The 25,422-nt window shown below is 39.5% G+C and carries 30 protein-coding genes and 1 CRISPR repeat array (1 of these 31 only partly in view); of the genes, 22 read left to right on the forward strand and 8 right to left on the reverse strand.

The features are described 5' to 3' along the window. The first annotated feature begins 65 nt into the window (after positions 1-65). Positions 66-278 (forward strand): transcriptional regulator, encoded by a 213-nt coding sequence (locus CYO89_RS03560; RefSeq protein ID WP_103597154.1) that lies wholly within the window; start codon positions 66-68, stop codon positions 276-278. Between the two features lie 57 nt (positions 279-335). On the opposite strand, the gene CYO89_RS03565 is transcribed toward CYO89_RS03560, so the two are convergent. From CYO89_RS03565 to CYO89_RS03580, 4 genes are all read right to left on the reverse strand, one after another. Beyond that, entirely contained in the window at positions 336-806 is a 471-nt protein-coding gene (locus tag CYO89_RS03565) for a hypothetical protein (RefSeq protein WP_103595116.1), read from the reverse strand. A 159-nt stretch (positions 807-965) separates the two neighbouring features. Continuing rightward, entirely contained in the window at positions 966-2,309 is a 1,344-nt protein-coding gene (gene rho / locus CYO89_RS03570) for a transcription termination factor Rho (protein ID WP_009294026.1), read from the reverse strand. Between the two features lie 163 nt (positions 2,310-2,472). Next, a complete protein-coding gene (locus CYO89_RS03575; protein ID WP_103597155.1) occupies positions 2,473-3,558 on the reverse strand; it encodes a pyridoxal-phosphate dependent enzyme in 1,086 nt (361 codons plus the stop codon). Positions 3,559-3,579: 21 nt separating this feature from the next. Next, entirely contained in the window at positions 3,580-3,963 is a 384-nt protein-coding gene (locus tag CYO89_RS03580; protein WP_002941830.1) for a RidA family protein, read from the reverse strand. Positions 3,964-4,109: 146 nt separating this feature from the next. Between CYO89_RS03580 and CYO89_RS03585 the strand changes: the two genes are divergently transcribed. The 3 genes from CYO89_RS03585 to ccoS are packed head-to-tail and all read left to right on the forward strand — an operon-like array spanning position 4,110 to position 7,347. Next, a complete protein-coding gene (locus CYO89_RS03585; RefSeq protein WP_103597156.1) occupies positions 4,110-4,730 on the forward strand; it encodes a helix-turn-helix transcriptional regulator in 621 nt (206 codons plus the stop codon). Continuing rightward, positions 4,727-7,105 carry a heavy metal translocating P-type ATPase gene (locus CYO89_RS03590; RefSeq protein ID WP_103597157.1) on the forward strand — a complete coding sequence of 793 codons (2,379 nt, stop codon included), beginning with the start codon at positions 4,727-4,729 and terminating at the stop codon, positions 7,103-7,105. The genes CYO89_RS03585 and CYO89_RS03590 overlap by 4 nt, the downstream gene beginning before the upstream one ends. Beyond that, a complete protein-coding gene (ccoS, locus tag CYO89_RS03595) occupies positions 7,105-7,347 on the forward strand; it encodes a cbb3-type cytochrome oxidase assembly protein CcoS (protein ID WP_103597158.1) in 243 nt (80 codons plus the stop codon). Before CYO89_RS03590 ends, ccoS begins: the two co-directional genes overlap by 1 nt. Here ccoS and CYO89_RS03600 read toward each other — a convergent pair. After that, positions 7,309-7,917, reverse strand: coding sequence for a LysE/ArgO family amino acid transporter (locus tag CYO89_RS03600; RefSeq protein ID WP_258032517.1), 609 nt, complete (start codon positions 7,915-7,917; stop codon positions 7,309-7,311). The genes ccoS and CYO89_RS03600 overlap by 39 nt on opposite strands. A gap of 117 nt (positions 7,918-8,034) precedes the next feature. Here CYO89_RS03600 and CYO89_RS03605 point away from each other — a divergent pair, with 117 nt between their 5' ends. Continuing rightward, the gene (locus CYO89_RS03605) at positions 8,035-9,696 is read left to right on the forward strand and encodes a DNA polymerase III subunit gamma/tau (RefSeq protein ID WP_103597160.1); all 1,662 of its coding nucleotides are present in this window, start codon (positions 8,035-8,037) and stop codon (positions 9,694-9,696) included. Between the two features lie 516 nt (positions 9,697-10,212). Here the strand turns inward: CYO89_RS03605 and glnA are convergent. Both glnA and CYO89_RS03615 read right to left on the reverse strand, forming a co-directional pair. Continuing rightward, positions 10,213-11,643, reverse strand: a complete 1,431-nt coding sequence (gene glnA / locus CYO89_RS03610) for a type I glutamate--ammonia ligase (RefSeq protein ID WP_103587267.1) — start codon at positions 11,641-11,643, stop codon at positions 10,213-10,215. Between the two features lie 87 nt (positions 11,644-11,730). Beyond that, positions 11,731-12,510: a histidinol-phosphatase gene (locus CYO89_RS03615; RefSeq protein WP_103597161.1), complete on the reverse strand. Its 780-nt coding sequence runs from the start codon at positions 12,508-12,510 to the stop codon at positions 11,731-11,733. A 136-nt stretch (positions 12,511-12,646) separates the two neighbouring features. On the opposite strand from CYO89_RS03615, the gene CYO89_RS03620 reads away from it, so the two are divergent. The 17 genes from CYO89_RS03620 (at position 12,647) to CYO89_RS10715 (ending at position 24,465) form a co-directional block, all read left to right on the forward strand. Continuing rightward, the gene (locus CYO89_RS03620; RefSeq protein WP_103597162.1) at positions 12,647-13,405 is read left to right on the forward strand and encodes a chemotaxis protein; all 759 of its coding nucleotides are present in this window, start codon (positions 12,647-12,649) and stop codon (positions 13,403-13,405) included. Beyond that, on the forward strand, positions 13,405-14,664 hold the full coding sequence (locus CYO89_RS03625) for a peptidase U32 family protein (protein ID WP_103597163.1): 1,260 nt from the start codon (positions 13,405-13,407) through the stop codon (positions 14,662-14,664). Before CYO89_RS03620 ends, CYO89_RS03625 begins: the two co-directional genes overlap by 1 nt. Next, on the forward strand, positions 14,661-15,155 hold the full coding sequence (gene purE, locus CYO89_RS03630; RefSeq protein ID WP_021088047.1) for a 5-(carboxyamino)imidazole ribonucleotide mutase: 495 nt from the start codon (positions 14,661-14,663) through the stop codon (positions 15,153-15,155). Before CYO89_RS03625 ends, purE begins: the two co-directional genes overlap by 4 nt. 11 nt (positions 15,156-15,166) lie before the next feature. Further along, the gene (locus CYO89_RS03635) at positions 15,167-15,640 is read left to right on the forward strand and encodes a DUF3972 domain-containing protein (RefSeq protein WP_002942132.1); all 474 of its coding nucleotides are present in this window, start codon (positions 15,167-15,169) and stop codon (positions 15,638-15,640) included. 3 nt (positions 15,641-15,643) lie between these two features. Further along, positions 15,644-16,060 carry a GyrI-like domain-containing protein gene (locus CYO89_RS03640; protein WP_103597164.1) on the forward strand — a complete coding sequence of 139 codons (417 nt, stop codon included), beginning with the start codon at positions 15,644-15,646 and terminating at the stop codon, positions 16,058-16,060. 10 nt (positions 16,061-16,070) lie between these two features. Next, the gene (gene glyQ, locus CYO89_RS03645; protein WP_021084368.1) at positions 16,071-16,931 is read left to right on the forward strand and encodes a glycine--tRNA ligase subunit alpha; all 861 of its coding nucleotides are present in this window, start codon (positions 16,071-16,073) and stop codon (positions 16,929-16,931) included. A gap of 6 nt (positions 16,932-16,937) precedes the next feature. After that, positions 16,938-17,660 carry a Nif3-like dinuclear metal center hexameric protein gene (locus CYO89_RS03650; RefSeq protein WP_103597165.1) on the forward strand — a complete coding sequence of 241 codons (723 nt, stop codon included), beginning with the start codon at positions 16,938-16,940 and terminating at the stop codon, positions 17,658-17,660. 17 nt (positions 17,661-17,677) lie between these two features. Continuing rightward, a complete protein-coding gene (locus CYO89_RS03655; protein WP_002941798.1) occupies positions 17,678-18,385 on the forward strand; it encodes a zinc ribbon domain-containing protein in 708 nt (235 codons plus the stop codon). Positions 18,386-18,393: 8 nt separating this feature from the next. Next, positions 18,394-19,530 carry a lipid IV(A) 3-deoxy-D-manno-octulosonic acid transferase gene (gene waaA, locus CYO89_RS03660; RefSeq protein ID WP_103597166.1) on the forward strand — a complete coding sequence of 379 codons (1,137 nt, stop codon included), beginning with the start codon at positions 18,394-18,396 and terminating at the stop codon, positions 19,528-19,530. Further along, positions 19,527-20,285 (forward strand): RluA family pseudouridine synthase, encoded by a 759-nt coding sequence (locus CYO89_RS03665; protein WP_103597167.1) that lies wholly within the window; start codon positions 19,527-19,529, stop codon positions 20,283-20,285. Before waaA ends, CYO89_RS03665 begins: the two co-directional genes overlap by 4 nt. A 63-nt stretch (positions 20,286-20,348) precedes the next feature. Next, positions 20,349-21,689: a signal recognition particle protein gene (gene ffh / locus CYO89_RS03670; RefSeq protein ID WP_103597168.1), complete on the forward strand. Its 1,341-nt coding sequence runs from the start codon at positions 20,349-20,351 to the stop codon at positions 21,687-21,689. A 71-nt stretch (positions 21,690-21,760) separates the two neighbouring features. Then, positions 21,761-21,988, forward strand: a complete 228-nt coding sequence (gene rpsP / locus CYO89_RS03675) for a 30S ribosomal protein S16 (RefSeq protein WP_009293992.1) — start codon at positions 21,761-21,763, stop codon at positions 21,986-21,988. After that, positions 21,988-22,230: a KH domain-containing protein gene (locus CYO89_RS03680; RefSeq protein WP_009293991.1), complete on the forward strand. Its 243-nt coding sequence runs from the start codon at positions 21,988-21,990 to the stop codon at positions 22,228-22,230. The genes rpsP and CYO89_RS03680 overlap by 1 nt, the downstream gene beginning before the upstream one ends. Next, a complete protein-coding gene (gene rimM, locus CYO89_RS03685; RefSeq protein ID WP_103597169.1) occupies positions 22,223-22,753 on the forward strand; it encodes a ribosome maturation factor RimM in 531 nt (176 codons plus the stop codon). The genes CYO89_RS03680 and rimM overlap by 8 nt, the downstream gene beginning before the upstream one ends. Beyond that, positions 22,750-23,442 (forward strand): tRNA (guanosine(37)-N1)-methyltransferase TrmD, encoded by a 693-nt coding sequence (gene trmD, locus CYO89_RS03690; protein WP_103597170.1) that lies wholly within the window; start codon positions 22,750-22,752, stop codon positions 23,440-23,442. The genes rimM and trmD overlap by 4 nt, the downstream gene beginning before the upstream one ends. 8 nt (positions 23,443-23,450) lie before the next feature. Then, positions 23,451-23,807, forward strand: coding sequence for a 50S ribosomal protein L19 (gene rplS / locus CYO89_RS03695; protein WP_002941851.1), 357 nt, complete (start codon positions 23,451-23,453; stop codon positions 23,805-23,807). A gap of 136 nt (positions 23,808-23,943) precedes the next feature. Continuing rightward, positions 23,944-24,465 carry a helix-hairpin-helix domain-containing protein gene (locus CYO89_RS10715; RefSeq protein ID WP_103597171.1) on the forward strand — a complete coding sequence of 174 codons (522 nt, stop codon included), beginning with the start codon at positions 23,944-23,946 and terminating at the stop codon, positions 24,463-24,465. 162 nt (positions 24,466-24,627) lie between these two features. On the opposite strand, the gene CYO89_RS10450 is transcribed toward CYO89_RS10715, so the two are convergent. Continuing rightward, positions 24,628-24,726, reverse strand: a complete 99-nt coding sequence (locus CYO89_RS10450; RefSeq protein ID WP_219809425.1) for a S26 family signal peptidase — start codon at positions 24,724-24,726, stop codon at positions 24,628-24,630. A gap of 9 nt (positions 24,727-24,735) precedes the next feature. After that, positions 24,736-25,422: a CRISPR direct-repeat array (repeat unit 30 nt; unit sequence GTTTCAAACTCCAACGGAGTAAATTCTAAT) (it continues 1,504 nt past the right edge of the window).

A 25,422-nucleotide genomic window follows, 5' to 3' on the forward strand; every position in this document is an offset into this window, starting at 1 on the left:
ATAATTCAATTGTTTTCTTATCAGAATAAAATTTATAAAATCACTCGAAAAAAAAGGAGTGTAAAGTGGCTAAGATGACAAAACGTGATATGGCTTATCATTTAGACGTTGATGTCGCAACGCTTTACAACTGGCGAAAACACAAGCCAAACCTTTATCGTATCGTGATGCTTGGATTTAAATTTGACGAGCTTATCGAGCAGAGTAAAAAGACTTGCAACGAGCTTTGCGAATATAAAAATTTAATCAATCAAGACATAGAAAAATTTAGTAAGTGACGTATAAATTTAAAGTGAGATGATGTAAGGTTTTAAAGGTGGCGAACCACCTTTTTTTTATTTTGCTAGAGTTATTTCTGTGTCTTTGTAATTTAGACTTAGTTCTTTGCTTCCAAGGCATCTTGGATTTAAAGTTTCAAGAGTTGCTAAAAATTCTGTTGCATTTTCATCACCTATTTCGACATATTTTTGTCTTTCATAGTAGTAAGGAGTTCCTTGTTCTATGCTACTTTTTATAACCTTGTAATCGTCTGATTCCTTTTCATTAAATTTATCTAGATCAACTTTTGTATCTTTATCGACTATCAGATAACCTTTTCCATCTTCTTTTAGCTCGTATTTATTTGTCATGATATCGTATTTGGTCGTATAACTTACCCTTTTATAAACTTTCACTTCACCTTTAAAGTGCTTGATACTTCCCATGTCAGCTTTGCAAATTTCAGCCAAAGTAGTTGGCTCACCACATCCAGTTAGAGCAAGAGCAAGCATTGCTGTAATACCTGAAAGAACGACTTTTGTTTTCATATTTTTCCTTTTTGTAGAAGTTAGAAATTTGGATTTTACAAAAAAAAAAAATAAAACTGAAAAATTTAAATTAGTATAACTATGAAAGATTTATTGAGAAATTTTGATGTAAAAAAAAGAAATTTGAGCTCAAAGCAAGCGCCTCAAGCTCAGTCAAATTTACTCGTTTAGGATAGAGAGAAGCTCTTTATTATCTTTTGTTTTTAGCATTTTTGCGTATAAGAATTTAAGCGCTTCGACGTCGTCCATTGTCGCGATCGCAGAGCGGATAGCCCAAATTTTTTGAAGCTCATCAGGTTTTTGAAGTAGCTCTTCTTTTCTGGTGCCTGATTTTAGCACGTTGATAGCTGGGTAAATTCTGCGGTCTGAGATATTGCGGTCAAGCACGATCTCGCTGTTTCCAGTGCCTTTAAACTCTTCAAATATAACTTCATCCATGCGTGAGCCAGTGTCGATTAGCGCGGTTGCGATGATGGTTAGTGAGCCGCCGTGCTCGATGTTTCTAGCTGCGCCAAAAAAGCGTTTTGGCTTGTGAAGTGCGTTTGCGTCCACACCGCCTGTTAGCACCTTGCCACTTGGTGGGGTCACTGTGTTGTAGGCACGTGCTAGACGGGTTATACTATCAAGCAAGATGATGACGTCTTTGCCCATCTCAACTAGACGTTTTGCCTTTTCGATGACTAGCTCTGCCACGCGGACGTGGTTAAGCGCTGGTAGGTCAAATGTCGAGCTAAATACCTCGCCTTTTACGCAGCGCTGCATATCGGTAACCTCTTCTGGTCTCTCATCGACTAGAAGCACCATTAGCTGGGCTTCTGGGTGATTTTTAGCGATGCCGTGAGCTAGCTCTTTCATAAGCTCAGTTTTACCACTTCTTGGAGGTGCGACGATGAGGCCGCGCTGACCCTTGCCAATAGGCGTGAAAAGGTCGAGCACACGGCCCGTTAGCTTCATCGGATCATACTCTAAATTTAGCTTTTCAGTTGGGAAAAGTGGGGTTAAGTTGTCAAAGAGTGGCCTCTCTTTTGCGTCTGCTAGAGGCATATAATTTACCGCTTCGATTTTTAAAAGGGCGTAGTATTTTTCTTGATCTTTTGGCTCTCTTACTTGGCCGGTGATGATGTCGCCCACACGAAGTGCAAATTTGCGGATTTGAGAGTTTGAAACATAAGCGTCGTTTGAGCTGTCGCTTAAATTTGCATCAACAGCCCTTAAAAAGCCGTAGCCCTCGTTTGTTATCTCTAAAATTCCAGTAAATAGTATAAAGCCGCCTTGTTTTGTCTGGGTTTTTAGTATCTCAAATATCAAATCCTGTCTGCGAAATTCGCGTGGATTTTCGACGCCAACGCCATTTGCGATCTGCACTAGCTCATCTAAGCTAAGCGTTCTTAGCTCTTCGATCTTGTGTCCGTCGACTGGTACGTGGGTTCTTGATGCTTGATGTTTTTTTGTAGTTTTTGCGCTTTGAGCAGCACTTTGCTCGGTTTGGTTGTTGTTTTCCATTTTTCCTCTTTAAATGCGGGGATAAGATTGCAGAATTCTGGGCTTCAAAAGTTTTTTGAAAGTTTTGGCATTTTATAAAAATAAAACTTTGTTGTCAAGAAATGCCACAACCAAAGTCGCTAAAATAGGCAAATTTGCAGGCAAAATGACCTGCAAATTTAAATCAGTGTTCGCTCTTTAGCCCAGCGCCGCACATCGAGATGATGCTTTTGCCCTCTATCTTGTGTGATTTTGCGTAGCTTGCGTATGCCGCGTAGATGGCTGCTGTGGTGTGCTCGACGTAAAAACCGCGGCTTGCTAGGAAATTTCTAGCTGGCTCAATATCCTCTTCTTTTATCGTGATCACCTCGCGCTCGCCCGCGTAGCGGCTAGCTAATATCTCAGCGCCACGAGCAGGTTTTGCTATCGCTATGCCCTCAGCCAAAGTTGGCTCTGGCTTGATCGCAAGTGGCTCGCTTGTCGCCCCTAAAAATGGTGCGCACTTTTCACTTTGAACGATGAAAATTTTAGGTAGTTTTTTGATCACTCCAGCCTCATATAGCTCATTTAGAGCGATCTCGCAGCCAATTAGCAAGGTGCCGTTGCCAACTGGTAAAAAGAGATTTTCAGGGACAAAGCCAAGCTGCTCGTAAATTTCATATATATATGTTTTAGTGCCTTGGTAAAAAAGCGGGTTAAATACGTGGTTTGCGTAAAATATGCCCTCATCTTTTGCCCTTTTTCTGCAAGCATCTGCCGTCTCATCGCGCGTGCCGTCAAAGACAACTGCCTTTGCGCCGTAGTACTCTAGCATCTTTATCTTTTTCTCGCTCGTGCCTTTTGGGACGTAAATTTCACACTCTATGCCAGCTCTAGCAGCGTATGCAGCGACCGAGTTTCCAGCGTTTCCGCTGCTATCTTGCAAGATCTTTTTGATACCATGAGTTTTACAAAACCAAATAAGCATCACAGCACCCCTATCTTTAAAAGAGAGCGTTGGCATCGCATAGTCCATTTTAAGATAGAGTGCGTCATCAAATTTCACGCTCTTTGTTAGCCCTTCGCCAAGGCTGATGTCGCGCCAAAGCTCATTTTTGATAGGGAAAAACTCGCGGTATCTAAAGAGGCTAAACTCGCGCTGGTCGATCAAATTTAGATCAAATTTGGCCGGCTTAAACTCCAGATCATAAAGCCCACCGCACTCGCACGCAAATATAGGTGTCTCAAAACTCGCGCTCTTGCCGCACTTTGAGCAGATAAATTTAGGCATTTTTGCTCCTTTTAAAGCTTTTTAAATTTTTCTATCAAGTATCGCTGTAGCTTCGATCTCTAGCAGGCAGCCAAAGTGAAGTTTGTTTGTCGGCACTACGACGCGAGCTGGCTTATGATCGCCAAAAAATAGCGCATACTCGTCATCTATCTCGTCCCAAAAGTCGATATCTGGTGTATAGATGCGGCACATCAAGATGTCGTTTCTTGTCGCATTTGCCAGCTTTAGCACGTTATCAAGGTTTTTTAAAGCCTGCCTTGTTTGCGCCTTTAGCCCCTCTGGGATCTGCCTAGTCTCTGGGTCCATACTAAGCTGGCCTGAGATGTAGAGGATGCCGTTGTGCTCGGTCGCCAAAGAGTAGTGGGCCTTTTTCTTTTTTGAAATTTCGGTTTCGTAAATTTTCATATTTTCTCCTTAAAAATTTAAAAAATTATAGATAAAAAATTATTATTACCACTTAAATTTCATAAATTTTCATAAAAAATTATATTTTTATTATCGAAAATTTAAAAATATTTTGGCTAAACTTAAACAAAAACAAAAGGCGTCTTATGCACCATATATTAAAGGCATTTATCCCAACGGCAAATTTGATCCAAAAAAGCTCGCCATTTGCTTGCGAGGTCGTGCTGCACGATCTCTCGCACCCACAGCACTCAGTCGTCTACGTAGCTGGCGACGTCACTGGTAGAAAGGTCGGACAAAGCTTTGACCACCTTGTAAGCGAGGTCTTAAACAGCAAAAATTTCAAAGACGACTACGTGGCGAACTACTTTTTTACCAAGGACGAAAAGCTAGTGAAGTCCTCAACTGCATTTATCAGAGACGAGCACAGTGAGATCATAGGGGCTATATGCGTAAATGTCGATGCTAGTGTGGCAAAGAGCCTTTTTGAAATGGCTGGGAATTTCTTAAAAACGAGTGAAAATGAGCCAAAGAGCGAGCAAAGCGACGACGTGATGCAGATAGTTTTAAATTTGATCGACAAGATCATCGCCAAAAATGAGGGCAAAAAGCTCAAAAAGGAGCAAAAGCTAGAACTCGTGGGCTTTATGAACGAAAAGGGCATTTTTAACATAAAGGGCGCTATCGAGGTCGTAGCAGCCAAGCTAAACGTCTCAAAGATCACGATATATGGCTATTTAGACCAGCTTAAAAAGAAGCGCCCGTGAAGTGTAGGTGTGCTCACTGCAAGCAAAGCTTTGATGAAAGTGCGATGATAGAGGCTAAAGGCGGGCTTAAGTTTTGCTGCGCTGGCTGCAAAGGTGTCTATGAAATTTTAAATGAAAGTGGTCTTGGCGAGTTTTATGAACGACTTGGCAAAAATACGCTAAATCCTGCAAGTAGCGGCGCAAATGTCAAAAATTTAGCGGCAAATTTTAGCGAGCTAGTGACAAAAGAGGGCGAGTTTTCTAAAATTTCTCTTCTCATTGACGGCATAACCTGCTCGGCGTGCATCTGGCTGCTTGAAAAGGCGCTTTTTAGCCTGCCTGGTATCTTAGAGGTAAATATCAACTCGCTTAGCCAAAAAGCAGTCATCGTTTACGATGAGCAAGAGCTTTTGGTGGAGCAAATAATTGAGAAAATTTATGCCGTTGGCTACACTCCAAAGGCCTATGCGACGAGCCAAAAAGAGGACGAACTAGTCAAAAAAAGGCGAAATTTCTATGCAAAAGCGCTTGTTGGCGTCTTTGCCACGATGAATATCATGTGGCTGGCGATCGCGCAGTATGGCGGCTACTTTAGCGGCATCAGAAGCGACGTGAAGGACCTGCTAAGCTTCGCGCAGTTTGTGCTGGCAACGCCTGTGCTTTTCTACACTGGTAGCGAGTTTTTTAAGGGGGCAAAGATCGCCATTAAAAACGCCTCGCCAAATATGGACCTGCTCGTTATCACTGGGGCTAGCATAACCTACATTTATTCCATTTTTGCGATGCTTACAAGAAGCGGTGAGAGCTATTTTGACTCGGTCGCGATGATCATAACCTTTGTTTTTATCGGTAAATTTTTAGAAATTTTAGGCAAGAAAAAGGCGCTTGAGACCTCAAATTTCTTAAGTGATATGCTGCTTGCAAAGGTGTGCGTTTTAGAGGACGGCAAGGACATTTTAAAAGAGCCAAAGGATGTAAATTTAGGCGAAAAGATCGTGCTTAGATCAGGCGAAAGGGCGCTGCTTGATGGGGTGGTGCTTAGCGGTGAGGCGAGCGTGGACAGCTCAAGCCTAACAGGCGAAAGTTTGCCACTTTTACTAAGCTCTGGCAGCGAAGTAAAAAGCGGCGTTGTCTGTCTAAATGGGCAGATCGTCTATGAGGCAGGGCAAATTTTTAAAAACTCATATCTTAATAAACTTATAAATTTGCTCCAAAACGCAGAGCTAAAAAAGCCAAATATCGAGCTAGCAGTCAATAAAATCGCCTCGAAATTCTCTCTTAGCGTGCTAACTCTGGCTTTTTTTACATTTTGGTTTTGGTATTTTAAATTTAGCTTTTCAGAAGCGGTGGTGACAGCCGTGAGCGTCATCGTGATCGCTTGCCCTTGTGCGCTAGCCCTTGCCACGCCAGTTAGCAGCGTTTGCGCCCTTGGGGTTGCCTTTAAAAACAAGGTGCTTTTTAAGGAGGCTAAATTTTTTGAAAGCCTTGCAAAGTGCGATGTGGCGGTCTTTGACAAGACTGGGACGCTCACAAAGGCTAAATTTGAAGTTGGCGAGTTTTTTATAAAAGAGGGCGCGAGTATTGATAAAATTTACTCGCTTTGTCTCATCTCAAACCACCAAATAAGCGTGGCGGTGGCTGATTTTTTAAAGCAAAAAGGCGCAAAAAAAGTTGAGCTTGAAAATGCAAATTTAAGCGTGGCAAAGGGAGTTAGCGCTGATATCGCAGGCGAGAGCTTTGTCGCTGGAAGCAAGCGCTTTTTGGCTGAAAATGGGGTGAAATTTGAAGAGAGCGAAGAAAATGTGAGCTTTTTTGTGGGCAAGCAGGGTGAGCTGGTGGCTAAATTTTACCTAAAAGATAGTGTAAAGCCCGAAGCAAAGGCGCTAATAGAGGAGCTAAAGAGTGCTGGCATGAAGGTTTGTATCCTAAGTGGCGACGTGCAAAATGTGGTAAAAAATGTGGCAGATGAGCTTGGTGTGAGCGAGTTTAGAGCAGGGATGATGCCTGATGAAAAGGCTAAATTTATAGCTGGTCTCAAACATCAAGACAAAAACGTGCTGATGGTTGGAGACGGCATAAACGACGCAGCTGCACTTAGCCTCGCTCACGTGGCCATTTGCATGGGAAGTGGCGCGGCGGTGAGCCTAGAAAAAAGCGACGTGGTATTGCTTGATGATAGCTTGCAAAGCCTTGCAAAAGCGGTGAAAATTTCAAAATTTACCTATAAAACGATAAAGCAAAATTTACTCTTTTGCCTGCTTTATAACGCCCTTAGCCTGCCATTTGCTGTCTGTGGCTACGTCATGCCGCTATTTGCCGCACTTTTCATGTCGGCAAGCTCGCTAAGCGTCATACTAAACTCGCTTTTTATAGTTAGAAAATTTAAGGACAAATAGTGGATACAACGACTCTTGCGATGCTTGTTTTGGTCTCTGTTTTGATGGGGGCGGCCTTGCTTTTTGGCGTGCTTTGGGGGATAAAAAATAGGCAGTTTGAAGACTACCGCAAATTTTTAGACGGAGCAAATTTAGATGGCGAAGACGCGCTAAATGAAGCCTACCAGCTCGAACTTCGCAAAAAAGAGGCGCTAAAAAAGAGGCTAGAAGCTAGCAAAAAGGAGCATGAAGGCAAGGGATAGCATGACGAGGCCGACAAAAAACTCTAAAATTTTCCAAGAGATGGGTCTTGCAAAAATGGGCGCTAAAAACCTAGCCAGATAGCCAAGTGAGAAGAAAAAACAAAACGAGGCAAGACTGGCCCCCACGCCAAATATCAAATTTTCATCTTTAAATTTAGTAGAAACCGAGCCTATTAGTATCATGGTGTCAAGATAGACGTGAGGGTTTAGCCAGGTAAAAGCGAGCGTTAAAAGGATATTTTTCTTTAAATTTGATCTGGCATAATCGCTGCTGGTATCCATGCTAAGATCCTTAAAAAAGCACGAGTGAAAGCTCTTTAGCGCGTAAAAAAGTAAAAATAAAAAGCCACCATATAGGGCTATTTGCTTGATGATAGAAAAATTTTGCACGAGGCTACCAAGTCCAAAAACTCCCGCAAAGATAAGGAGAGCGTCGCTAATAGCGCAAATAAGGCAGATGATAAAGATATTTTCTCTTTTAATGCCCTGTTTTAGCACAAATGCGTTTTGCGCGCCGATAGCTAAAATGAGCGATAAAGAGGTGAAAAATCCAGATATAAATGCTTGCAAATTTATCCTTTCCGCTAAAGTTTGGCTTAAATTTAGCAAAATTTAACTTTATCATAACCATAAATTTATGCCTTTTTTTATAAAATCAGCAAATTAAAATTGCAAAAAGGAAAGCAGTTGCAAGCACTAGCCCTAAAATATCGACCAAAAAATTTTGACGAGCTCATCGGACAAGAAGCCGTAAGCAAGAGCCTAACCCACGCACTTGATGAGAACAGAGTGAGCCATGCCTATTTGTTTTCAGGCCTTAGGGGGAGTGGCAAGACATCGAGCGCTAGGATATTTGCAAAGGCTTTGGTCTGCGAGAAAGGGCCAACTTCTAGGCCTTGCGAGGTCTGTGCGCAGTGCGTGATGGCAAACGAGTCGCGCCACATGGATATCATCGAGATGGACGCAGCCAGTCACAGAAAGATCGACGACATAAGAGAGCTCATCGAGCAGACAAAGTACGCTCCTACGGCTGCTAGATATAAAATTTTCATCATCGACGAAGTGCATATGCTAACAAAAGAGGCGTTTAATGCCCTGCTTAAAACGCTTGAAGAGCCGCCAAGCTACGTTAAATTTATCTTAGCAACGACTGATCCGCTGAAGCTTCCAACGACGGTGCTTTCAAGGACGCAACATTTTAGATTTAAGCAAATAAGCAGATATGAGATCGTAAAACATCTTGAATTTATCCTTAGCAAAGAGGGCGTTAGCTACGAGAGAGAGGCGCTTGAGATACTAGCTAGAAGTGGCGGCGGCTCGCTAAGAGATACGCTAACGCTGCTTGATCAAGCTATCATTTATGGCGCTGGCAATATCACAAAATCAAGCGTGGCGGAGATGCTCGGGCTTCTTGATCCAAGTAGGATAGAGCAGATCATCGAACACGTCGCAAATGCCGATAAAAACGCCATTAGAGTGCTTGTGACCGAGCTTGAGACCTATGAGCCAGAGATGATCATAGATGAAATTTTGGCAAATTTAAAGCAGAGATTTTTGGACAACGACCCAAAATTTTCACTTCTTATATATGAGAGATTTTTTAGGATTTTGGCGCAGGCAAAGTCGATGCTAAGCGTGTCAAGCGACAATGGCTTTGTGCTGATGCTAATGCTTTTTATGATGATAGAAGCGCTAAATCTGCAAGATATCGATGAAGCTATAAAGCTTGCTAAGAGCGAGCCTAGCGTGGCTGTGATCAAGCCAAAAGCTGGTGTGAGCGAGCAAATTTTAGCCATAAAAGAGGCGCCAAAGTCGCCATACGAGCAGTTTGTGGCAAAAATTTATGATAGAAGCTTTGAACTTGGAGAAATTTTTAAAAATCATATAAGTTTTAGCTTTTTAAATGAAAATGAGCTTGGCTTAGTCGTCAATGCAACTGGCGACGAGCTGGCATTTTTTAAAAAAAGCTGGGGCGTAATGCATGAAATTTTACATACAATTTTTGGTAAAAAAATAAAGATCGTAAATGCTAAGACACAAATTCCTACCGCAAAGCCTGAGCCGCAAACTCCGTCACAAGAGCCACAGGATAAATATAGCTACCTTGACGAGGAGATCGCTAAGATAAAGGCTAGGCAGCAAGACGAGCAAAAAGATGAGCCAGGAAGCGAGCCTGTTGCGCCTGAAACTAGGGTAAATGCGCTATCTCAGCCGCGAAATGACTTTGCAAAAGAGCTGATGTCGCTAAGTCAGAGCAAAAGCCCAGAAGAGCTTAAAAAGCAAAGAGAAGAGGGCGTTATAAAAGAGGCAAATAGGCTCTTTGGACAGCCTGAAGTGCAAAATAGCTAGGGATTTGGCTCTTTTGTAAATTTGACTTTTTTGGCGTAAATTTCTAAACAAAAGCGCTCAAATTTAGCTTTTTTAATAAATTTATCTACTGCCATCCTGACTAAATAAAATCTCAAATTTATGTTGTAAATTTAAAAGAGCTAGGGCTTATTAAATTTGAGCTTTTAATGAGGTAGATAAATTTAAAATTCTGGTAAATTTGACCATTGTTTGCAAAATCAAATTTAGTTCAAAATTTATCTGCTGTGGCTATTTTTAGATATAAGCTTAAATTTCTAAATTCGCATGAGTTTGGTCTTATTAAATTTAAAATTTATTCTTGTGTGTAAAGCCAAATTTAGCTCAAAATTTAACTATATAGATTTTATATTTTTAAAAAATTTATTTGTTGTGGTTAAAAAATTTCTAAGTGATAATGCTTATTGGATTTAGATCTAAATTTAATAATCGCAGGATTTTATATTTTAAATTTGATTAAAAAGTCTCCAAGCCCAAAATGAGCTTGGAGATCGCGTTTTAGCAAGAGAAGCAGGTTTTAAACTCATAAGCAGTTGGGCGCGCTTCGTAAGGCCAAACCTGAGTTTCAAATTTCATGTGCTGATAAGTGTCGATGAAAAGATCGGTCATTATCGGTTTTAGGTATTCGTTATCGCGGATAAGCGCTTCAAGGCTGCCACGAAGTGTGTGTGGGAGCTGTTCGATGCCGCGCTCTCTGATCTCGTCTAGGTGAAGTTTAAATAAATTTTCATCCATCGGACCAACTGGCTCGTATTTGTTTTTAACGCCGTCAAGCCCTGCCATTAGCATCGCTGAGAAGGCTAGATAAGGGTTTGCTGTGCTATCTGGAAATCTCATCTCAGCTCTAACTGACTTCTCGCCAGCTCCGTAAGGTATGCGGATGCTCGCTGAGCGGTTTTGGCTAGAGTAGGTTAGGATAGATGGCGCTTCAAAGCCTGGGATTAGGCGTTTGTAGCTGTTTGTGCTTGGGTTTGTGAAGGCTGCAACGCTTCTTGCATGTTTTAAAACGCCGCCGATGTAGTGCCTTGCAAAGTCACTTAAATTTGCGTAGTTGCCCTCTTTGTAGAATAAATTTTTGCCATCTTTCCAGACTGATTGATGTACGTGCATACCGCTGCCGTTGTCGCCGTAGAGTGGTTTTGGCATAAATGTAACTGTCTTACCGTTTAGGTGAGCGACCATGCGAACGACGTATTTGTAAATTTGAACGTTGTCAGCAGCTTCGACTAGGTTGCCAAATTTCACGCCGATCTCGCCTTGACCTTGTGCGACCTCGTGGTGTCCTAAAAATACTTCAAGACCAACTTGCTCTAAAACCTGCATCATTTCAGCCCTTAGATCGACCATGCTGTCGATTGGCTGAGTCATCAAGTAGCCGCCTTTTCTGCGTGGGCGGTGACCTGTGTTGTAGCTGTCTTTGAAGTCTGCAGCGTCGTTCCACTCGCCTTCTTCGCTATCTACTTGATACATCGCACAGTTTGGGCTGTCGATGATTTTTACATTGTCAAATACAAAAAATTCATTCTCAGGGCCAAAATATGCCTCGTCGCCAAGTCCGCTATCTTTTACATATTGCATCGCTCTTTTTGCGATCGAGCGAGGGCATTTTTCATAAATTTGACCTTTGTAAATGTCGTAGATATCGCAAAAAACAACGACTGTGATGTCAGAGGTAAATGGGTCCAAAAACGCAGATGTCGCTTCTGGCTTCATTATCATATCGCTCTTGTCGATAGGCTGCCAGCCGTTCATCGAGCTAGCGTCCATTGGGATGCCGTTTGTGAAATTCTCTTTTGTAACAGCTTTTATGTTGTAGCTTATGCTGTGCCAAGCGCCGTTTAGATCGGTAAATCTAAAATCTACAAATTTAACTTCATTTTCTTTGCAAAAATCAAAAAAATGATCGATGTTTTGGACAAATTTTCCCATTTTTTATCTCCTTCTGGTTTTTAATTTTCGTATTGTATCACAAAATTTTATATTTAAGATTATTCTTATATTTTATTTGACCCCAAACTAAAATTTTACTAATTCTCTATCTCTGTTTTTAAATATCGCACACTTTGAATACCCTAAATTTCTAGCTATCTGCTCGCAAATTTCACCGTTTTTGCCGATGTCTTCTTTGACGTGAGCGTCTGAGCCAAAGGTGATAGTGATATCATTTTCGGCGATTAGCTCAAGTAAATTTACGCTTGGATACTGCTCGCCGATAGGTTTTCTAAAGCCAGCTGCGTTTATCTCAACGACTAAATTTGCCTCTTTTATCGCTTTTATGGCGTTTGCGGCCAAAATTCTAACGTCTTTTTTTGGTAAAAATTTAAAAATTTTAAGCAGATCTATGTGTCCCATGATGTCAAATTTACCAAGCTTAGCTGATCTTTCTATGTGGTCAAAATACTCCTGCCAAATTTGATCCAAGTCTTTGCCCTCGTAGCCGCCGATAAATTCAGGGTTGTCAAACGCCCAGCCGTTAAAAAAATGCACAGAGCCTATTAGATAATCAACCTTTCTAGCAAAAACTCGCTCATCCATAAAGCCATCTAAAAAATCCATCTCATAACCAAGTAAAATTTCTATCTCGCCGCTAAATTCATCTCTTAAACGTAAAATTTCGTCTTCGTAGCTTCGCATCTCCTCAAATTTCATCCTATAAGCTTCATCGTAGTTCATCGGCGCGTGATCGCTAAAGCCAAAGTATTTTGTGCCAGCTTTTATGGCGCATCTCACAAATTCTAGCGGTTCGCCAACTGCGTGATTGCAAAGAGGTGTGTGGTTGTGAAGATCGACGGTCATTTTTAGCCTTTTAAAGTCGTTTATTTTTCAAAAATGCTACCTAAAATTTGATAAATTTAAAGATAAACGCATACTTTTTAAACTTTCTTTTTATTTAAATCCTATATAATCAAGGCAAATTTTATTAGGAGCTTTTATGACCCAAGAGGAACTTGACGCGCTTATGGCGGGCGGATTAGAGGATGATTTAGGTGATACTAAAGATGCCAGCCAAGAGGTCGCGGACGTCAAAGAGGAAACAGACGAGGTAGCAGAAGTTGCAGAGGCAATGAGTGCTAAAGCAGATGAGCCACAAGCAAAGTCAGAGAGTAGCTCAAAACAGAGCGAAAACTACAGAGTGAGCGCAGACGGCGTTTGGCCACCACCACCACCGACTGAAGACCACAAAATGGTACACCAGCTTGACGATGTGACCAGAGATAGCGAAGAGAAAGCTACTCAGATGTTTGACAAGCTTGAGACGATAAATAACTTTTTTATGGATGCCGAGAGCGACTCAAATAGCCTAAAAGAGGCGATAAACTCAAACGTTGAGCTATTTACAACGCTAAGTGAGAAATTTCCAAATATTGCTGCATTTAGTGAGGCTTTAGAGAAAAACAACGCACTTCTTGGCACGATCGATAATATCATCGGAAATTTACAAATGGGACAAGATGAGATCATGATGGCTATGGATATGATGCAGTATCAAGACATCCACAGACAAAAGATCGAGCGTGTTATCAACGTTATGAGGGCGCTTAGCAAATATATGAATACATTGTTTGAAGGTCGTATCGATGATGATAAACGTGTTGGTTCAGCTGTTCATATCGCTGGTGATACAACGACTGAAAACCTTGTCAGCAACGATGACATCGAAGCCTTGATAGAAAGTCTAGGTAAAAAATAGTGCTAAAAAGGCCTGAGCTTTTATCTCCAGCTGGGAATTTAACAAAACTGAAAATCGCTCTTGAATATGGAGCTGACGCTGTTTATGGCTCGGTGGCTAGCTTTTCACTAAGGACTAGATCGGCGAGAGAATTTAACCTTGAAACATTCAAAGAGGCGATAGACTACACACACGAGAAGGGAAAGAAATTTTATGCGACCATAAATGCCTTTCCTTTTAACTCTCAGATAGAGCCACTAAAAAGGCACTTACAAACTATCTCAGCGATGAAGCCAGATGCCTTTATCATCGCAACGCCAGGCGTCATGAGCCTAGCAAAAGAGATCGCTCCAGATATCGAGATACACCTCTCTACTCAGGCAAATGTTATGAACGTTTTGGACGCTAAAATTTATCACGATATGGGCGCAAAACGCATCGTCGTGGCACGTGAAATGAATTTAAAAGATGTTATAAAGATAAAAGAGGAAATTCCAACCCTTGATATCGAAATTTTCGTCCATGGCTCGATGTGCTTTGCCTACTCTGGCAGGTGCTTAGTAAGCTCAGTGCAAAGCGGACGTATGTCAAACCGCGGCAGCTGCGCAAATGACTGCAGGTTTAAATATGAACTCTACGCCAAAAACGAAGAGAGCGGCGTGCTTTTTCGCTTAGAAGAGGACGAAAACGGCACTCACATCATGAACTCAAAAGATCTTTGCCTCATCTCACACATCAAAGAGATCGTTGATAGCGGTGTCGTTGATAGCTTTAAGATAGAGGGTCGCACAAAGAGCGAGTACTACGCAGCCTGCACAGCAAGAGCCTATAAAATGGCGATAGATGACGCACTAAATGATAAATTTGACGCGCAAATTTATGAAAATGAGATAAATACACTGAAAAATCGCGGCTTTACGGACGGCTACTTGGTGCATAGACCTTATGAGCGAACCGATACACAAAATCACACGAGCAGCCTAGAAGAGGGCACTCATCAGGTAAATGCTATAAGTGAAGACGGCGAGTTTTTTAAGTGTAAATATAAAATTTTCCCAGATAAGAGCTACGAGATCGTAGCACCGACTGGCTCGCACATAGATGATAGTGAAAATGAAATTTCAAAGGTCTATTCGCAAGATGGCAAGAAATTTATAAAATTTAAGCAGCTCATCACCAAAAAAGGCAAGGTCATGAGCGAAATTCACAGCGGCAATGAAAATGAGATAAACCTCGGCGTTAAGCTGCCAAAATTTAGTTTTTTAAGGGAGAAAATATGAAATTTGTTTCTATTATAATGGGAAGTAAAAGCGACTATGAGATCGTTAGCGAGACGGCAAAGACTCTGGAGAAATTTGGCGTAAAATATGAACTGATAATCAGCTCAGCCCACAGAAGCCCAAAAAGAACTAGCGAATACGTCGCAAATGCCGAGAAAAAGGGCGCAAAAGTCTTCATCGCAGCTGCTGGTATGGCGGCTCACCTAGCTGGAGCGATCGCTGCAAACACAACAAAGCCAGTGATCGGCATACCAATGGCAGGATCGGCTTTAAGCGGCGTTGATGCACTTTACTCAACTGTGCAAATGCCAAGTGGCATGCCAGTGGCGACCTTGGCTATCGGCAAGGCTGGCGCGATAAATGCAGCCTATCTTGCGGTGCAAATTTTAGCCCTTGAAGATGAGGGGCTAGCAAGCGCACTAAAGGCCGACAGAGAGGCAAAGATAAAGGCTTTAGAGGAAGACTCTTCAAAGGTTGAAGTGATACTATAAAAGGAGAAGCGGTGCAGACCTATCTTGGAGTTGATGAATTTTGCAAACTTGTGCACTTGGAGCGCGAAGTTATCGAGGATATGATAAATCGTGGCGTTTTGAAGACCAAAGAGGAAAATGGAGAAATTTTGATAGAAGCGAGCGAGGGAACGATGAGCGTGGTGCCTAGTGTTTCGCAAAATTTATCCTTGCAGCCGCAAAGCCAAGATGGTTTTAGCTTTGTTGAAAAGACGATTGGCACGATATTAAATTTACACGAAAAGGTGCTTGACGCAAAAGATGAGACGCTTGAAACCTTAAGAAATGAGAATAAATTTTTAAAAGAGGCGCTCATTTCGATGCAAGAGCTCTATGACGAGGATAGAAAAACGGTTGAGACGCTTACAAAACAGCTTAAAATTTCACAAGATGAAGTTGAGTTTTTAAAACGAAAATACAAGCTCATGTGGAATCAAGCGGTTGAAAATTTTAACGGACAAAAGTAGTTTATGAAGATTATAAATTTAGATGATAGCTTTGAAATTTACGGAGTAAAAACTCGCACTAAAAATGAAGATGAGATAGATGGCAAGGGTAAAATTCCAGCTTTATGGTCTAAATTTATGAGTGAATACTATGATGGCAATAGTGAAATTTACAGCGTTTACTGCAACTACGAAAGTGATCTTAATGGACATTACGATAACTTCATCGGCACAAGATTACGCCAAAAAGGCGATGAAAATTTAAAGATACAAAGCGGAAAGTACGCTCTTTTTAGCTTTGCAAATGAGCCACAAAATGTTGCAAAATTTTGGGATGAAATTTGGAGATATTTTGAAAGTAGCGAGCTAAAAAGAATCTATAAAACAGACTTTGAAAAATACCTAAAAGACAAAATAGAAATTTATATATCAATAAAATAAAAGGCAAAAAATGACATTTTCACAAATAATACTAACGCTTCAAAACTATTGGCAAGAGCAAGGCTGCGTCATACTTCAGCCATACGATATGCCAGCGGGTGCGGGCACATATCACCAAGCGACATTTTTAAGAAGCCTTGGACCAAAGCCATGGGCAACCGCATACGTAGCTCCAAGCCGCCGTCCTACTGATGGTAGATACGGCGAAAACCCAAACCGCCTTGGCGCTTACTATCAGTTTCAAGTGCTCATAAAACCAAGTCCAGAAAATATCCAAGAGCTTTATCTAAAAAGTCTCGAAAGACTTGGTTTAAATTTAAAAAATCACGATATCCGCTTTGTCGAAGACAACTGGGAGAGCCCTACACTTGGCGCTTGGGGACTTGGCTGGGAGGTCTGGCTAGATGGCATGGAAGTGACGCAATTTACCTATTTTCAACAAGTTGGTGGCATCGCATGCGAGCTCATATCTGGCGAGATAACATACGGCCTTGAGCGCTTAGCTATGTATCTACAAGATGTAAATAGCGTCTATGACATCGTTTGGGATGACTCTAATGGCAACATCGTAACCTACGCTGATGTACATAAACAAGGCGAGTATGAGTGGAGCAAATATAACTTTGAAGTGGCAAATGTTGATATGCTTTTTAACCAGTTTGAAAACGCATTTAACGAGTGCAAGCGTTGCTTGGAAGCTAAAATTTCACTGCCTGCTTACGACTACTGTATGCTTGCGGCTCATACGTTTAACGTCCTTGACGCGCGCGGAGCGATAAGCGTGACGCAAAGACAAGACTACATCTTAAAAATTCGCGAGCTTGCGAAAGAGTGCGCGCTAACATATAAAGAGAGCTTAGAGCAAAAGTAAAATTTGATGAAAATAGCTGAAATTTATAAAAACTTAGATGAAATTTGCCCATTTGCGAGCCAAGAGTCTTGGGACAATAGCGGCCTGCAAGTTGGCTCATTTGATAGCGAATTTGAGCGAATTTATCTAAGCCTTGATCTAGATAGCGAGCTTTTGCAAAATGTCTTACCAAACTCGCTCATTATTACGCATCATCCGCTCATTTTTAAGGGGCTAAAGTGCCTAGACTACAGCCTCTATCCAAGCTCGCTCATAAGAGAGATGATGATAAAAAATATCTCGCTCATCTCGCTTCACACAAATGCTGACCTTGCGTTTTTAAATGAAAAATTTGTAACGCAGGTTTTGGGGCTTGAAATTTTAAGCAAAGAGGGCTTTTTGATCTACGCTGATGTGAATATGAAATTTAGCGAGCTTTGCAAATTTGTAAAAGAAAAACTTGGACTTGAAAATTTAAGAGCAGTTTATGCAAAAGATGAAATTTCTAAAATTTGCATCTGTACTGGAAGCGGCGCAGATCTCATGCAAGATGTCAAAGCAGACACCTTTTTAACAGGCGATCTAAAGTATCACCAAGCCCTTTATGCAAAGGAAAATGGACTAAATTTGATCGACATAAACCACTATGAAAGCGAGCGTTATTTTAGTGATTTTTTAGCAAAATATTTGCAAAATCTAAAAATTGAAGTTATAATAAGCAATTCTAAAAACCCATTTACATATTGCTAACAAAAAAAGGAAACATTATGAATAAATATTTACAACAATTAGTTGAATTATCTGATCTTGACAAACAAATAGATGGTTTCACGCCGCGCATACAAGAAGTAGAAAAAGCCTATAAAAGCATAGAAGAAGAGTGTGAAACTATAGCGGTTAATGTAGAAAGACTTGACGAAGAGGTAAATGATCTAAAATCACAAAAATCAGGCACAAACGCTCACATCGCAGAATTTAGCGCAAAGATCAAAGATGTAGCTAAAAAAAGCTCAAGCGCAAAAAGCGAAAAAGAGATAAAAGCGCTAGGTCTTGAAGAAGATATCGCAAAAGAGCAACTCGAAGCAGCAAATGAAGAGATCGCTAGACTTGAAAAACTAATAGACAATAAAAATGCTCAAAAAGATGAGCTAAACGCTAAAAAAACAGAGCTTGAAGGAAATTTAGAAAAGATAAAAAGCGAGGTTTCATCTGAGCTTGAAAAGATCGAAAAAGAGCGCAAAGAGGTTTATGCTAAAAAAGATAAACTTGTCGCTGCGATGAACCAAAAAATCCTAGCATTTTATGAAAAGATCAGAAAATGGGCTCACAACACAGCCGTTGTGCCTGTTAAAAAACAAGCTTGTTATGGCTGCTTTATGCAGATAAATGATAAAACTTTCTCTGCGGTTGTAAAAGGCGAAGATATCGTTACTTGCCCACATTGTGGCAGAATTTTGTATAAACAAGAGCAATAACACGTTTCGTGATAATAATATATTATTTTTTAGCCTCAATACTCTACTTTTTTGGGGCTATTTTTCTACTTTTATTAAGTTTCAAAAAAAAATACCATAGATCAATCCCAGCACGTTTTTTTCTCTTTGATAATACTAAATTTCAAGATGCAGATGTGCATTTTCACGCTTGCTCGTTTGGCGAGGTGCAAGCACTTAAGCCTTTGATGCAAAAATTTGACAGCAAAGCCATAAGCGTGGTGACAAATACGGGCTTTGAAGCGGCGAGTAAAATTTGTGCTAACACGAGGTTTTTGCCATTTGAAATTTTCTTGCCATTTTGGCTAAAAAAGAGCAAAATTTTAGTCATTTTTGAGGCTGAGCTTTGGCTTATGCTAGTTTTCATGGCAAAGCTAAAAGGCAGCCGCGTGATCCTCATAAACGCTAGAATTTCAGATAGAAGCTACAAAAGTTATTTAAAATTTGGCTTTTTTTACAGATATCTTTTTAAATTTATAGATAAAATTTACGCCCAAAGCGAGCTTGATAAAGAGCGGCTAAAAACGCTAGGAGCAGGTGAAATAGAGGTTGTTGGCAACATAAAAGCTGCATTTTTACCAAGTGTGAGTAAAATTTATGAAAAGCCAAAAGCTAGAGTGATCGTGCTAGCAAGCACGCATGCGGGCGAAGAAGAGATGATTTTAGATAATTTAAATTTAAAAGAAAACGATCTTTTAATCATCGCACCACGCCATCCTGAGAGATTTGCAGAGGTTGAAAAGCTAGCGAGTGATTACGCTAAAAAGTATGGCTTTAGCTTTGCTAAATTTAGCCAAACATATAAATTTGAAGCTAAAGTAAATTTGCTTGATACTTTAGGCGAGCTTGTAAATGTTTATGCTATTAGCGATGTAGTCGTACTTGGCGGTAGTTTTGTGCCAAATATCGGCGGGCATAATCCAATCGAGTGCGCACAATTTAACCCAGTGATAATTAGCGGCGAGTTTATATTTAACCAAAAGGCGTTATTTAGCCTAGTTGAAAACATCTACATAGCAAAGGCTAGCGAGATCGGCGGCATAATGGGTAGTGACGCCAAAAAGAGCAAGATCGCCGTGCGGGCCAGCGCTGATGCGATCATAGAAGATATAAGGAGCACTTTATGAGTGAAGAAAAAGCGTATAAAATTTTAGCCAAGCAAAAAAATATCTCAAACAACGAGGCAAAGGATCTTATCGACAGCGGACTAGTCTATGCCAAGGGGCAAAAGGTGATGATCGCTCGTGCGCTAATGAGCGAAAATACAAAATTTAACGTCGAAGAGATGCCAAAGCCAAGCGTTATCTTTGAAGATGAAAATTTAATAGCCATTAATAAGCCTGCTGCCATAACTAGCGAAAAAATCAGTCAAATTTATAAATTTCCACTCCTTCACAGGCTCGATAAAGATACGAGCGGGGTGCTGCTTCTTGTAAAAAATGACGAATTTGCGAGCCTTGCCATAAATGAGTTTAAAAAGATGAAGGTTGAGAAAATTTACATGGCAGCAGTTAGGGGCATCATGAGCGAGGAGGTCGTCGTAAATGAGCCGATCCTAACGATAAAAAATAAAAATGGCGCCTTTTCAAAGATATCAAAAGATGGCAAAGAGGCGATCAGTGAAATTTCGCCGCTCATGGTTGCGGGTAAAAAAACGCTGGTAAAAGTTGCCATAAAAACAGGCAGAACGCATCAGATAAGAGTGCACTTAGCCAGCTTAAATTTACCTATCGTTGGCGATGAGAAATACGGCAAAAATAGGGCAAATAGAATGTTTTTGCATGCTTATTCTATCGCTCTTTTAGACTATAAATTTAAAGCGCCAATCCCAAAAGAATTTAACTCTCTTGGATTTGAGCTATCTAATAAATTTGAAATTTAAAGAGCAATAAAGAAATTATTTAGTAATATACGCCCTTTAATAATAACTTATGAAAGGTGATTAGTGTTCGAACAAATTAGCGAGTCTTTTAGATTAGCCGTTAGCAAGATACGTTTTGTAGATGACGAAAAAGCTCTAAAAAACGCACTTGACGTTCTAAAAAAAGCTCTTTTAAAAGCTGATGTTCACCACAAAGTCACTAAAGATCTGCTCGCGTCTATCGAAAGCGAACTAAAGCAAACTGGCGTTGGTCAAAAGAATTTTCTAGATGCGATCAAGTCAAATTTAACGACTATCTTAACAGCTCCTGGTAATCAAGGCTTTGTCTATGCGCCAGTTGCGCCAACCATTGTTTTGATGGCTGGCTTACAAGGTAGCGGTAAAACTACGACAACTATCAAGCTTGCAAACTATCTAAAACTAAGAAAGAAAAAAGTTTTAGTTGCGGCTTGTGACTTGCAAAGATTGGCGGCGGTTGAGCAGCTAAGACAGCTCTGCGTTGCAAATGATATCGATCTTTTTTATATAGAAAATGAAAACAACCCTATAAAAGTAGCAAAAGAAGCACTAGAAAAAGCAAAAAGCGGTCTTTATGACGTGCTTTTGGTGGATACCGCTGGTCGTCTTGCGATCGATGAAAAGTTGATGCAAGAGATAAAAGATGTAAAAAATGCGATAAATCCACATGAAATTTTCTATGTAGCTGACGCTATGAGCGGACAAGATGCTGTAAAAACAGCTACAAGTTTTAATGAAATTTTGGGAATTTCTGGAGTTATCCTTTCTAAATTTGACTCTGACTCAAAGGGTGGCGTAGCTATTAGTATCGCAAAACAGCTAAATATCCCACTTAGATTTGTCGGTACTGGCGAGAAAGTAGCTGATATCGAGAGCTTTATACCAGATCGTATCGTAAGCCGCATAATGGGCGAGGGCGACTTAGCTACTTTGGTCGAAAAAACATCGACCATTATCGATGAAAAAGAGGCGAAGCGTCTAAATCAAAAGATAAAAAAAGGTCAGTTTAACTTTAATGATTTTTTGGATCAAATGGAAAGCGTTAAAAAGCTTGGCAGCATGAAATCTTTGATGGGGATGATACCTGGTCTTTCAAATATTGCAAATCAGATAAAAGATATAGATCTTGATAATTCAAAAGAAATTTTGCATATTAAGGCTATGATAAACTCTATGACACAAAAAGAGCGTGAAAATCCAGACCTTTTAAACAATAGTAGAAAAAGGCGTTTAGCAGCTGGCTCTGGACTATCTCAAGTAGAGGTAAATCGCTTTTTGAAGCAGTTTGAAAATGCCTCAAAGCTTGCTAAGAAATTTTCAGGAAAGGGCGGAGCAAAAGGACTTGCAAATATGCTTTCACAAGCAAATTTAAAAAGACCTGTTTGATAAAAGGGTTTAAATTTGGATATTTGTTATCTAAATTTAAGCTTTATTTAAAAACAAGAGGAGAATATAATATGGCAACAGTAGTAAGACTAACAAGAATGGGACGTAAAAAAAGACCTTTTTATCGTATAGTTGTTACAGATAGCAGAAAAAGACGCGACAGCGGTTGGATAGAGAGCATTGGTTATTACAACCCTATGGTTGAGCCAAATGTTATAAATTTCAACAAAGAGAGATTGGATTACTGGAAAAGCGTCGGCGCTAAACTTAGCGACAGAGTTGCACAAATTACAAAATAATGGTTGAAAATTTTTTATACGAATACGCCAAGCTGATAGCTGATTTTCCTGAAAAGGTGACTATCGAGCGTCAAGAGCTTGGTGAAAATTTTGTCGAGATCATTATAAGCGCTGATAAGGTTGATACTGGAAAGCTTATCGGTAAAGACGGCAAAATGATAAATGCTATAAAAACCGTTATTATTGGTTGTAAAGCCAAAGACAATACAAGTTATAGAGTAACGGTAAAAGCTATTGAATAGTGATATTGTTGAAGTCGCTACCATCGGAAGATGTGTTGGTTTAAAGGGCTATTTAAAGCTTCACAACAAGAGCGACTTCCCAGAGCAATTTAAAAAAGGTGCAACCTTTTTTGATAAAAACAATGATCAGCTCATCATAAAAGACTACAACAGATCAAAAGAGCTGGTTTTATTTGAAAATTTTGATGACTTAGACCTAGCTAAAACACTTGTAAATAGAACTATCTACACTACAAAAGAGCTTACTAGAAAAAACTGCAAACTAAAAAAAGATGAATTTTTTCAGTTTGATATTATTGGATTAAAAGTTGTAGAAAATGGTGAAATTTTGGGTATTGTAGAAGATATTCAAGATAATTTTGCAAACTCACTTTTATACATAAAAACTGATGAAGAGCTTATCGCAGCTAGCAAACCAAAGAATTTCTACATTCCATATTTGGAGCGTTTTATAGAAAGCGTAAATTTGGATAGTGGAGAGATTTTAGTAAAAGGCGCTAGAGATATCTTAGAAAATTCATGAAATTTACTTTTATTACACTTTTTGAAAATTTAGTCAAACCTTACTTTTGTGATTCTATTTTAAAACGTGCGATTAGTAATAAATTTATTGAAATTGATTTTATAAATCCAAGAAATTTTACCAACGATAAGCACAATAAAGTTGATGATTATATGATTGGAGGTGGAGCAGGGCTTTTGATGTTTCCACAGCCTTTGGATGAGTCGATCAAATTTTTAAAAGTAAAAGACAAAAATACCCATGTTATTTTTTTGGCACCAGCTGGTAAAAAATTTAGTCAAAATGACGCAAAAAGGCTTTCAAAGAAAGATCATATTTGCTTTGTTTGTAGTAGATACGAAGGGCTTGATGAGAGAGTTGTTGAACTTTGGGCGGACGAAGTTTTTTGTATAGGTGATTTTATTTTAACTGGCGGAGAGCTGCCTGCACTTTGTATGAGTGACGCAATATCAAGAAATGTGCCCGGAGTTTTAGGAAACGACATGAGCCTTGAAGTGGAGAGTTTTGAGGATAATTTGCTTGAAGCCCCATCTTTTACAAAACCTGATAATTTTAAATCCATCTTTGTGGTTTCAGAGTTTTTAAAGGGTAATCATGCTAAAATCCACAATTTAAAAAACAAGATGGCTCACTGCAAAACAAGGTACTTTCGCCCTGATTTATATCAAAAGCTAAAGCCACATAAATAAGGAAAAACATGAGAAATAAATACATTGAAGCGTTTGAAAATGCTCAAATTGCTGGTAAGAATATCCCTGACTTCCGTGCAGGAGATACATTGCGTGTGGCTACTCGTATTCACGAGGGAGACAAAACGAGAATTCAAAATTTTGAAGGCATTTGTATAGCTAGACGTGGTAGCGGCACTGGTGAAACATTTATCATCAGAAAAATCGGCGCTAACAGTGTTGGTGTTGAGAGAATTTTTCCGATATTTAGCGATTCTATCGAAGAGATAAAGGTTCTTAGAAAAGGTCGTGTTAGAAGAGCTAAGCTATTCTATCTACGCGAACTACGCGGTAAAGCAGCTAAGATCCGCGAACTTAGAAAATAAAACTTTTTCCCTGAAATTTTCAGGGATTCTCTCCTATAAACTATACTTAAAATTATTTTTATATTACTTCATATTTATACTTCATTAATCACTCTTTGCTAGAATTTTACCTCAAATTTACTTTTAAGGAATAAAGATGAAAAAAATTTTGATTTCACTTGCAGCTATTGCGTCTTTGGCTATGGCAGCAATCAATCTAAACACAGCTACAAAAGAGGAACTTATGAGTCTTGATGGTATCGGCAGTGCAAAAGCAGATGCTATCATCGAGTATAGAAAAGCAAATAAATTTAACTCAATCGACGATCTCAAAAATGTAAATGGCATCGGCGATAAAACTTTTGATAACCTAAAAGGTGAAATTTCTACTACTGGCAAGAGCGAAGTAAGCGAAAAAGCAAAAGCTAGTAAGAAGAAAATGGATGAGGCAAAAGACGAGATGAAAGATAAAATCTCTGATAAAAAAGATAAATTTAAAAAGAAAGCTTCTAAAACTAAAGAAGAGCTAACTTCTAGCAAAGAAGATGAAACTAGTATGGGTGAAAAAGCAAAAGACGAAAAAGACAAAGTTATTGACAAGGTAAAAGAAAAGAAAGAAAAAGCTGCTTCAAAAGCTAAATCTAAAAAAGAAAAACTTAAAGAAAAACTAGAGAAATAAAACATTTTAAAACCCACTTGTCTTTACAAGTGGGTTTTATAAATTCATATATTTTTTGTTTTAATTATAATTGACAAAAATTATCACAACTTTCTTCAAATTTCATTGATCTGATAATTTGCTTCATTTTAATCATTAGTTAAGGTTTTTTGCTAGTTTGTGTCAAAATAACTGCCATCTGACTTTACCAACTAAAAATTTATATGGAACTGCCCCGAAAAAACGACTATCAAAAGAGTGATTGCGGTTGTCGCCAATAATGTTTGGTGGGTTTCAAACTCCAACGGAGTAAATTCTAATGCAAGCCACCAAAAGAACCACCAACACTAGAGCCAGTTTCAAACTCCAACGGAGTAAATTCTAATGGTGGGGCGATAGTTATGTCGTCACTTTTGTGGCTTGTTTCAAACTCCAACGGAGTAAATTTTAATTAAGAGCCTTAAATTTATCATCGCCCCAAGTAGAGAGTTTCAAATTCCAACGGAGTAAATTTTAATAGCCCTGCAAATTTGTACCTAAATCTTTTATATCTTTGTTTCAAATTCCAACGGAGTAAATTTTAATACCTATCGAGCGTATTATGCTGCAAGACCTAACTCCGTTTCAAACTCCAACTGAGTAAATTTTAATCTCATTAAAACGAATAGCGCACAAAGCAGACATAAAGTTTCAAACTCCAACGGAGTAAATTTTAATTTAGTAGTTCTTCACTTACGTCATCTTCATAAGCAGTTTCAAACTCCAACGGAGTAAATTTTAATTTTAGCTCCTGCTGCAAAGCCAGCCCACTTGTAGGTTTCAAACTCCAACGGAGTAAATTTTAATTTCATCAACCCTAAAAAGTGCATCGTTATAGGCTCTGTTTCAAACTCCAACGGAGTAAATTTTAATCAATTTCTTTTTTGTCCATAGCCATTAAACCTTACTGTTTCAAACTCCAACGGAGTAAATTTTAAT

The organism is Campylobacter concisus, assembly GCF_002913765.1.
Lineage (GTDB): Bacteria > Campylobacterota > Campylobacteria > Campylobacterales > Campylobacteraceae > Campylobacter_A > Campylobacter_A concisus_BB.

Bases quoted from the DNA above. Each gene is read 5' to 3' on its own strand.
- CYO89_RS03565 (WP_103595116.1), bottom strand. From the start codon at position 806: ATGAAAACAAAAGTCGTTCTTTCAGGTATTACAGCAATGCTTGCTCTT.
- rho (WP_009294026.1), bottom strand. From the start codon at position 2,309: ATGGAAAACAACAACCAAACCGAGCAAAGTGCTGCTCAAAGCGCAAAA.
- CYO89_RS03575 (WP_103597155.1), bottom strand. From the start codon at position 3,558: ATGCCTAAATTTATCTGCTCAAAGTGCGGCAAGAGCGCGAGTTTTGAG.
- CYO89_RS03580 (WP_002941830.1), bottom strand. From the start codon at position 3,963: ATGAAAATTTACGAAACCGAAATTTCAAAAAAGAAAAAGGCCCACTAC.
- CYO89_RS03585 (WP_103597156.1), top strand. From the start codon at position 4,110: ATGCACCATATATTAAAGGCATTTATCCCAACGGCAAATTTGATCCAA.
- glnA (WP_103587267.1), bottom strand. From the start codon at position 11,643: ATGGGAAAATTTGTCCAAAACATCGATCATTTTTTTGATTTTTGCAAA.
- CYO89_RS03615 (WP_103597161.1), bottom strand. From the start codon at position 12,510: ATGACCGTCGATCTTCACAACCACACACCTCTTTGCAATCACGCAGTT.
- CYO89_RS03620 (WP_103597162.1), top strand. From the start codon at position 12,647: ATGACCCAAGAGGAACTTGACGCGCTTATGGCGGGCGGATTAGAGGAT.
- purE (WP_021088047.1), top strand. From the start codon at position 14,661: ATGAAATTTGTTTCTATTATAATGGGAAGTAAAAGCGACTATGAGATC.
- CYO89_RS03640 (WP_103597164.1), top strand. From the start codon at position 15,644: ATGAAGATTATAAATTTAGATGATAGCTTTGAAATTTACGGAGTAAAA.
- glyQ (WP_021084368.1), top strand. From the start codon at position 16,071: ATGACATTTTCACAAATAATACTAACGCTTCAAAACTATTGGCAAGAG.
- CYO89_RS03650 (WP_103597165.1), top strand. From the start codon at position 16,938: ATGAAAATAGCTGAAATTTATAAAAACTTAGATGAAATTTGCCCATTT.
- CYO89_RS03655 (WP_002941798.1), top strand. From the start codon at position 17,678: ATGAATAAATATTTACAACAATTAGTTGAATTATCTGATCTTGACAAA.
- CYO89_RS03665 (WP_103597167.1), top strand. From the start codon at position 19,527: ATGAGTGAAGAAAAAGCGTATAAAATTTTAGCCAAGCAAAAAAATATC.
- rpsP (WP_009293992.1), top strand. From the start codon at position 21,761: ATGGCAACAGTAGTAAGACTAACAAGAATGGGACGTAAAAAAAGACCT.
- CYO89_RS03680 (WP_009293991.1), top strand. From the start codon at position 21,988: ATGGTTGAAAATTTTTTATACGAATACGCCAAGCTGATAGCTGATTTT.
- trmD (WP_103597170.1), top strand. From the start codon at position 22,750: ATGAAATTTACTTTTATTACACTTTTTGAAAATTTAGTCAAACCTTAC.
- rplS (WP_002941851.1), top strand. From the start codon at position 23,451: ATGAGAAATAAATACATTGAAGCGTTTGAAAATGCTCAAATTGCTGGT.
- CYO89_RS10715 (WP_103597171.1), top strand. From the start codon at position 23,944: ATGAAAAAAATTTTGATTTCACTTGCAGCTATTGCGTCTTTGGCTATG.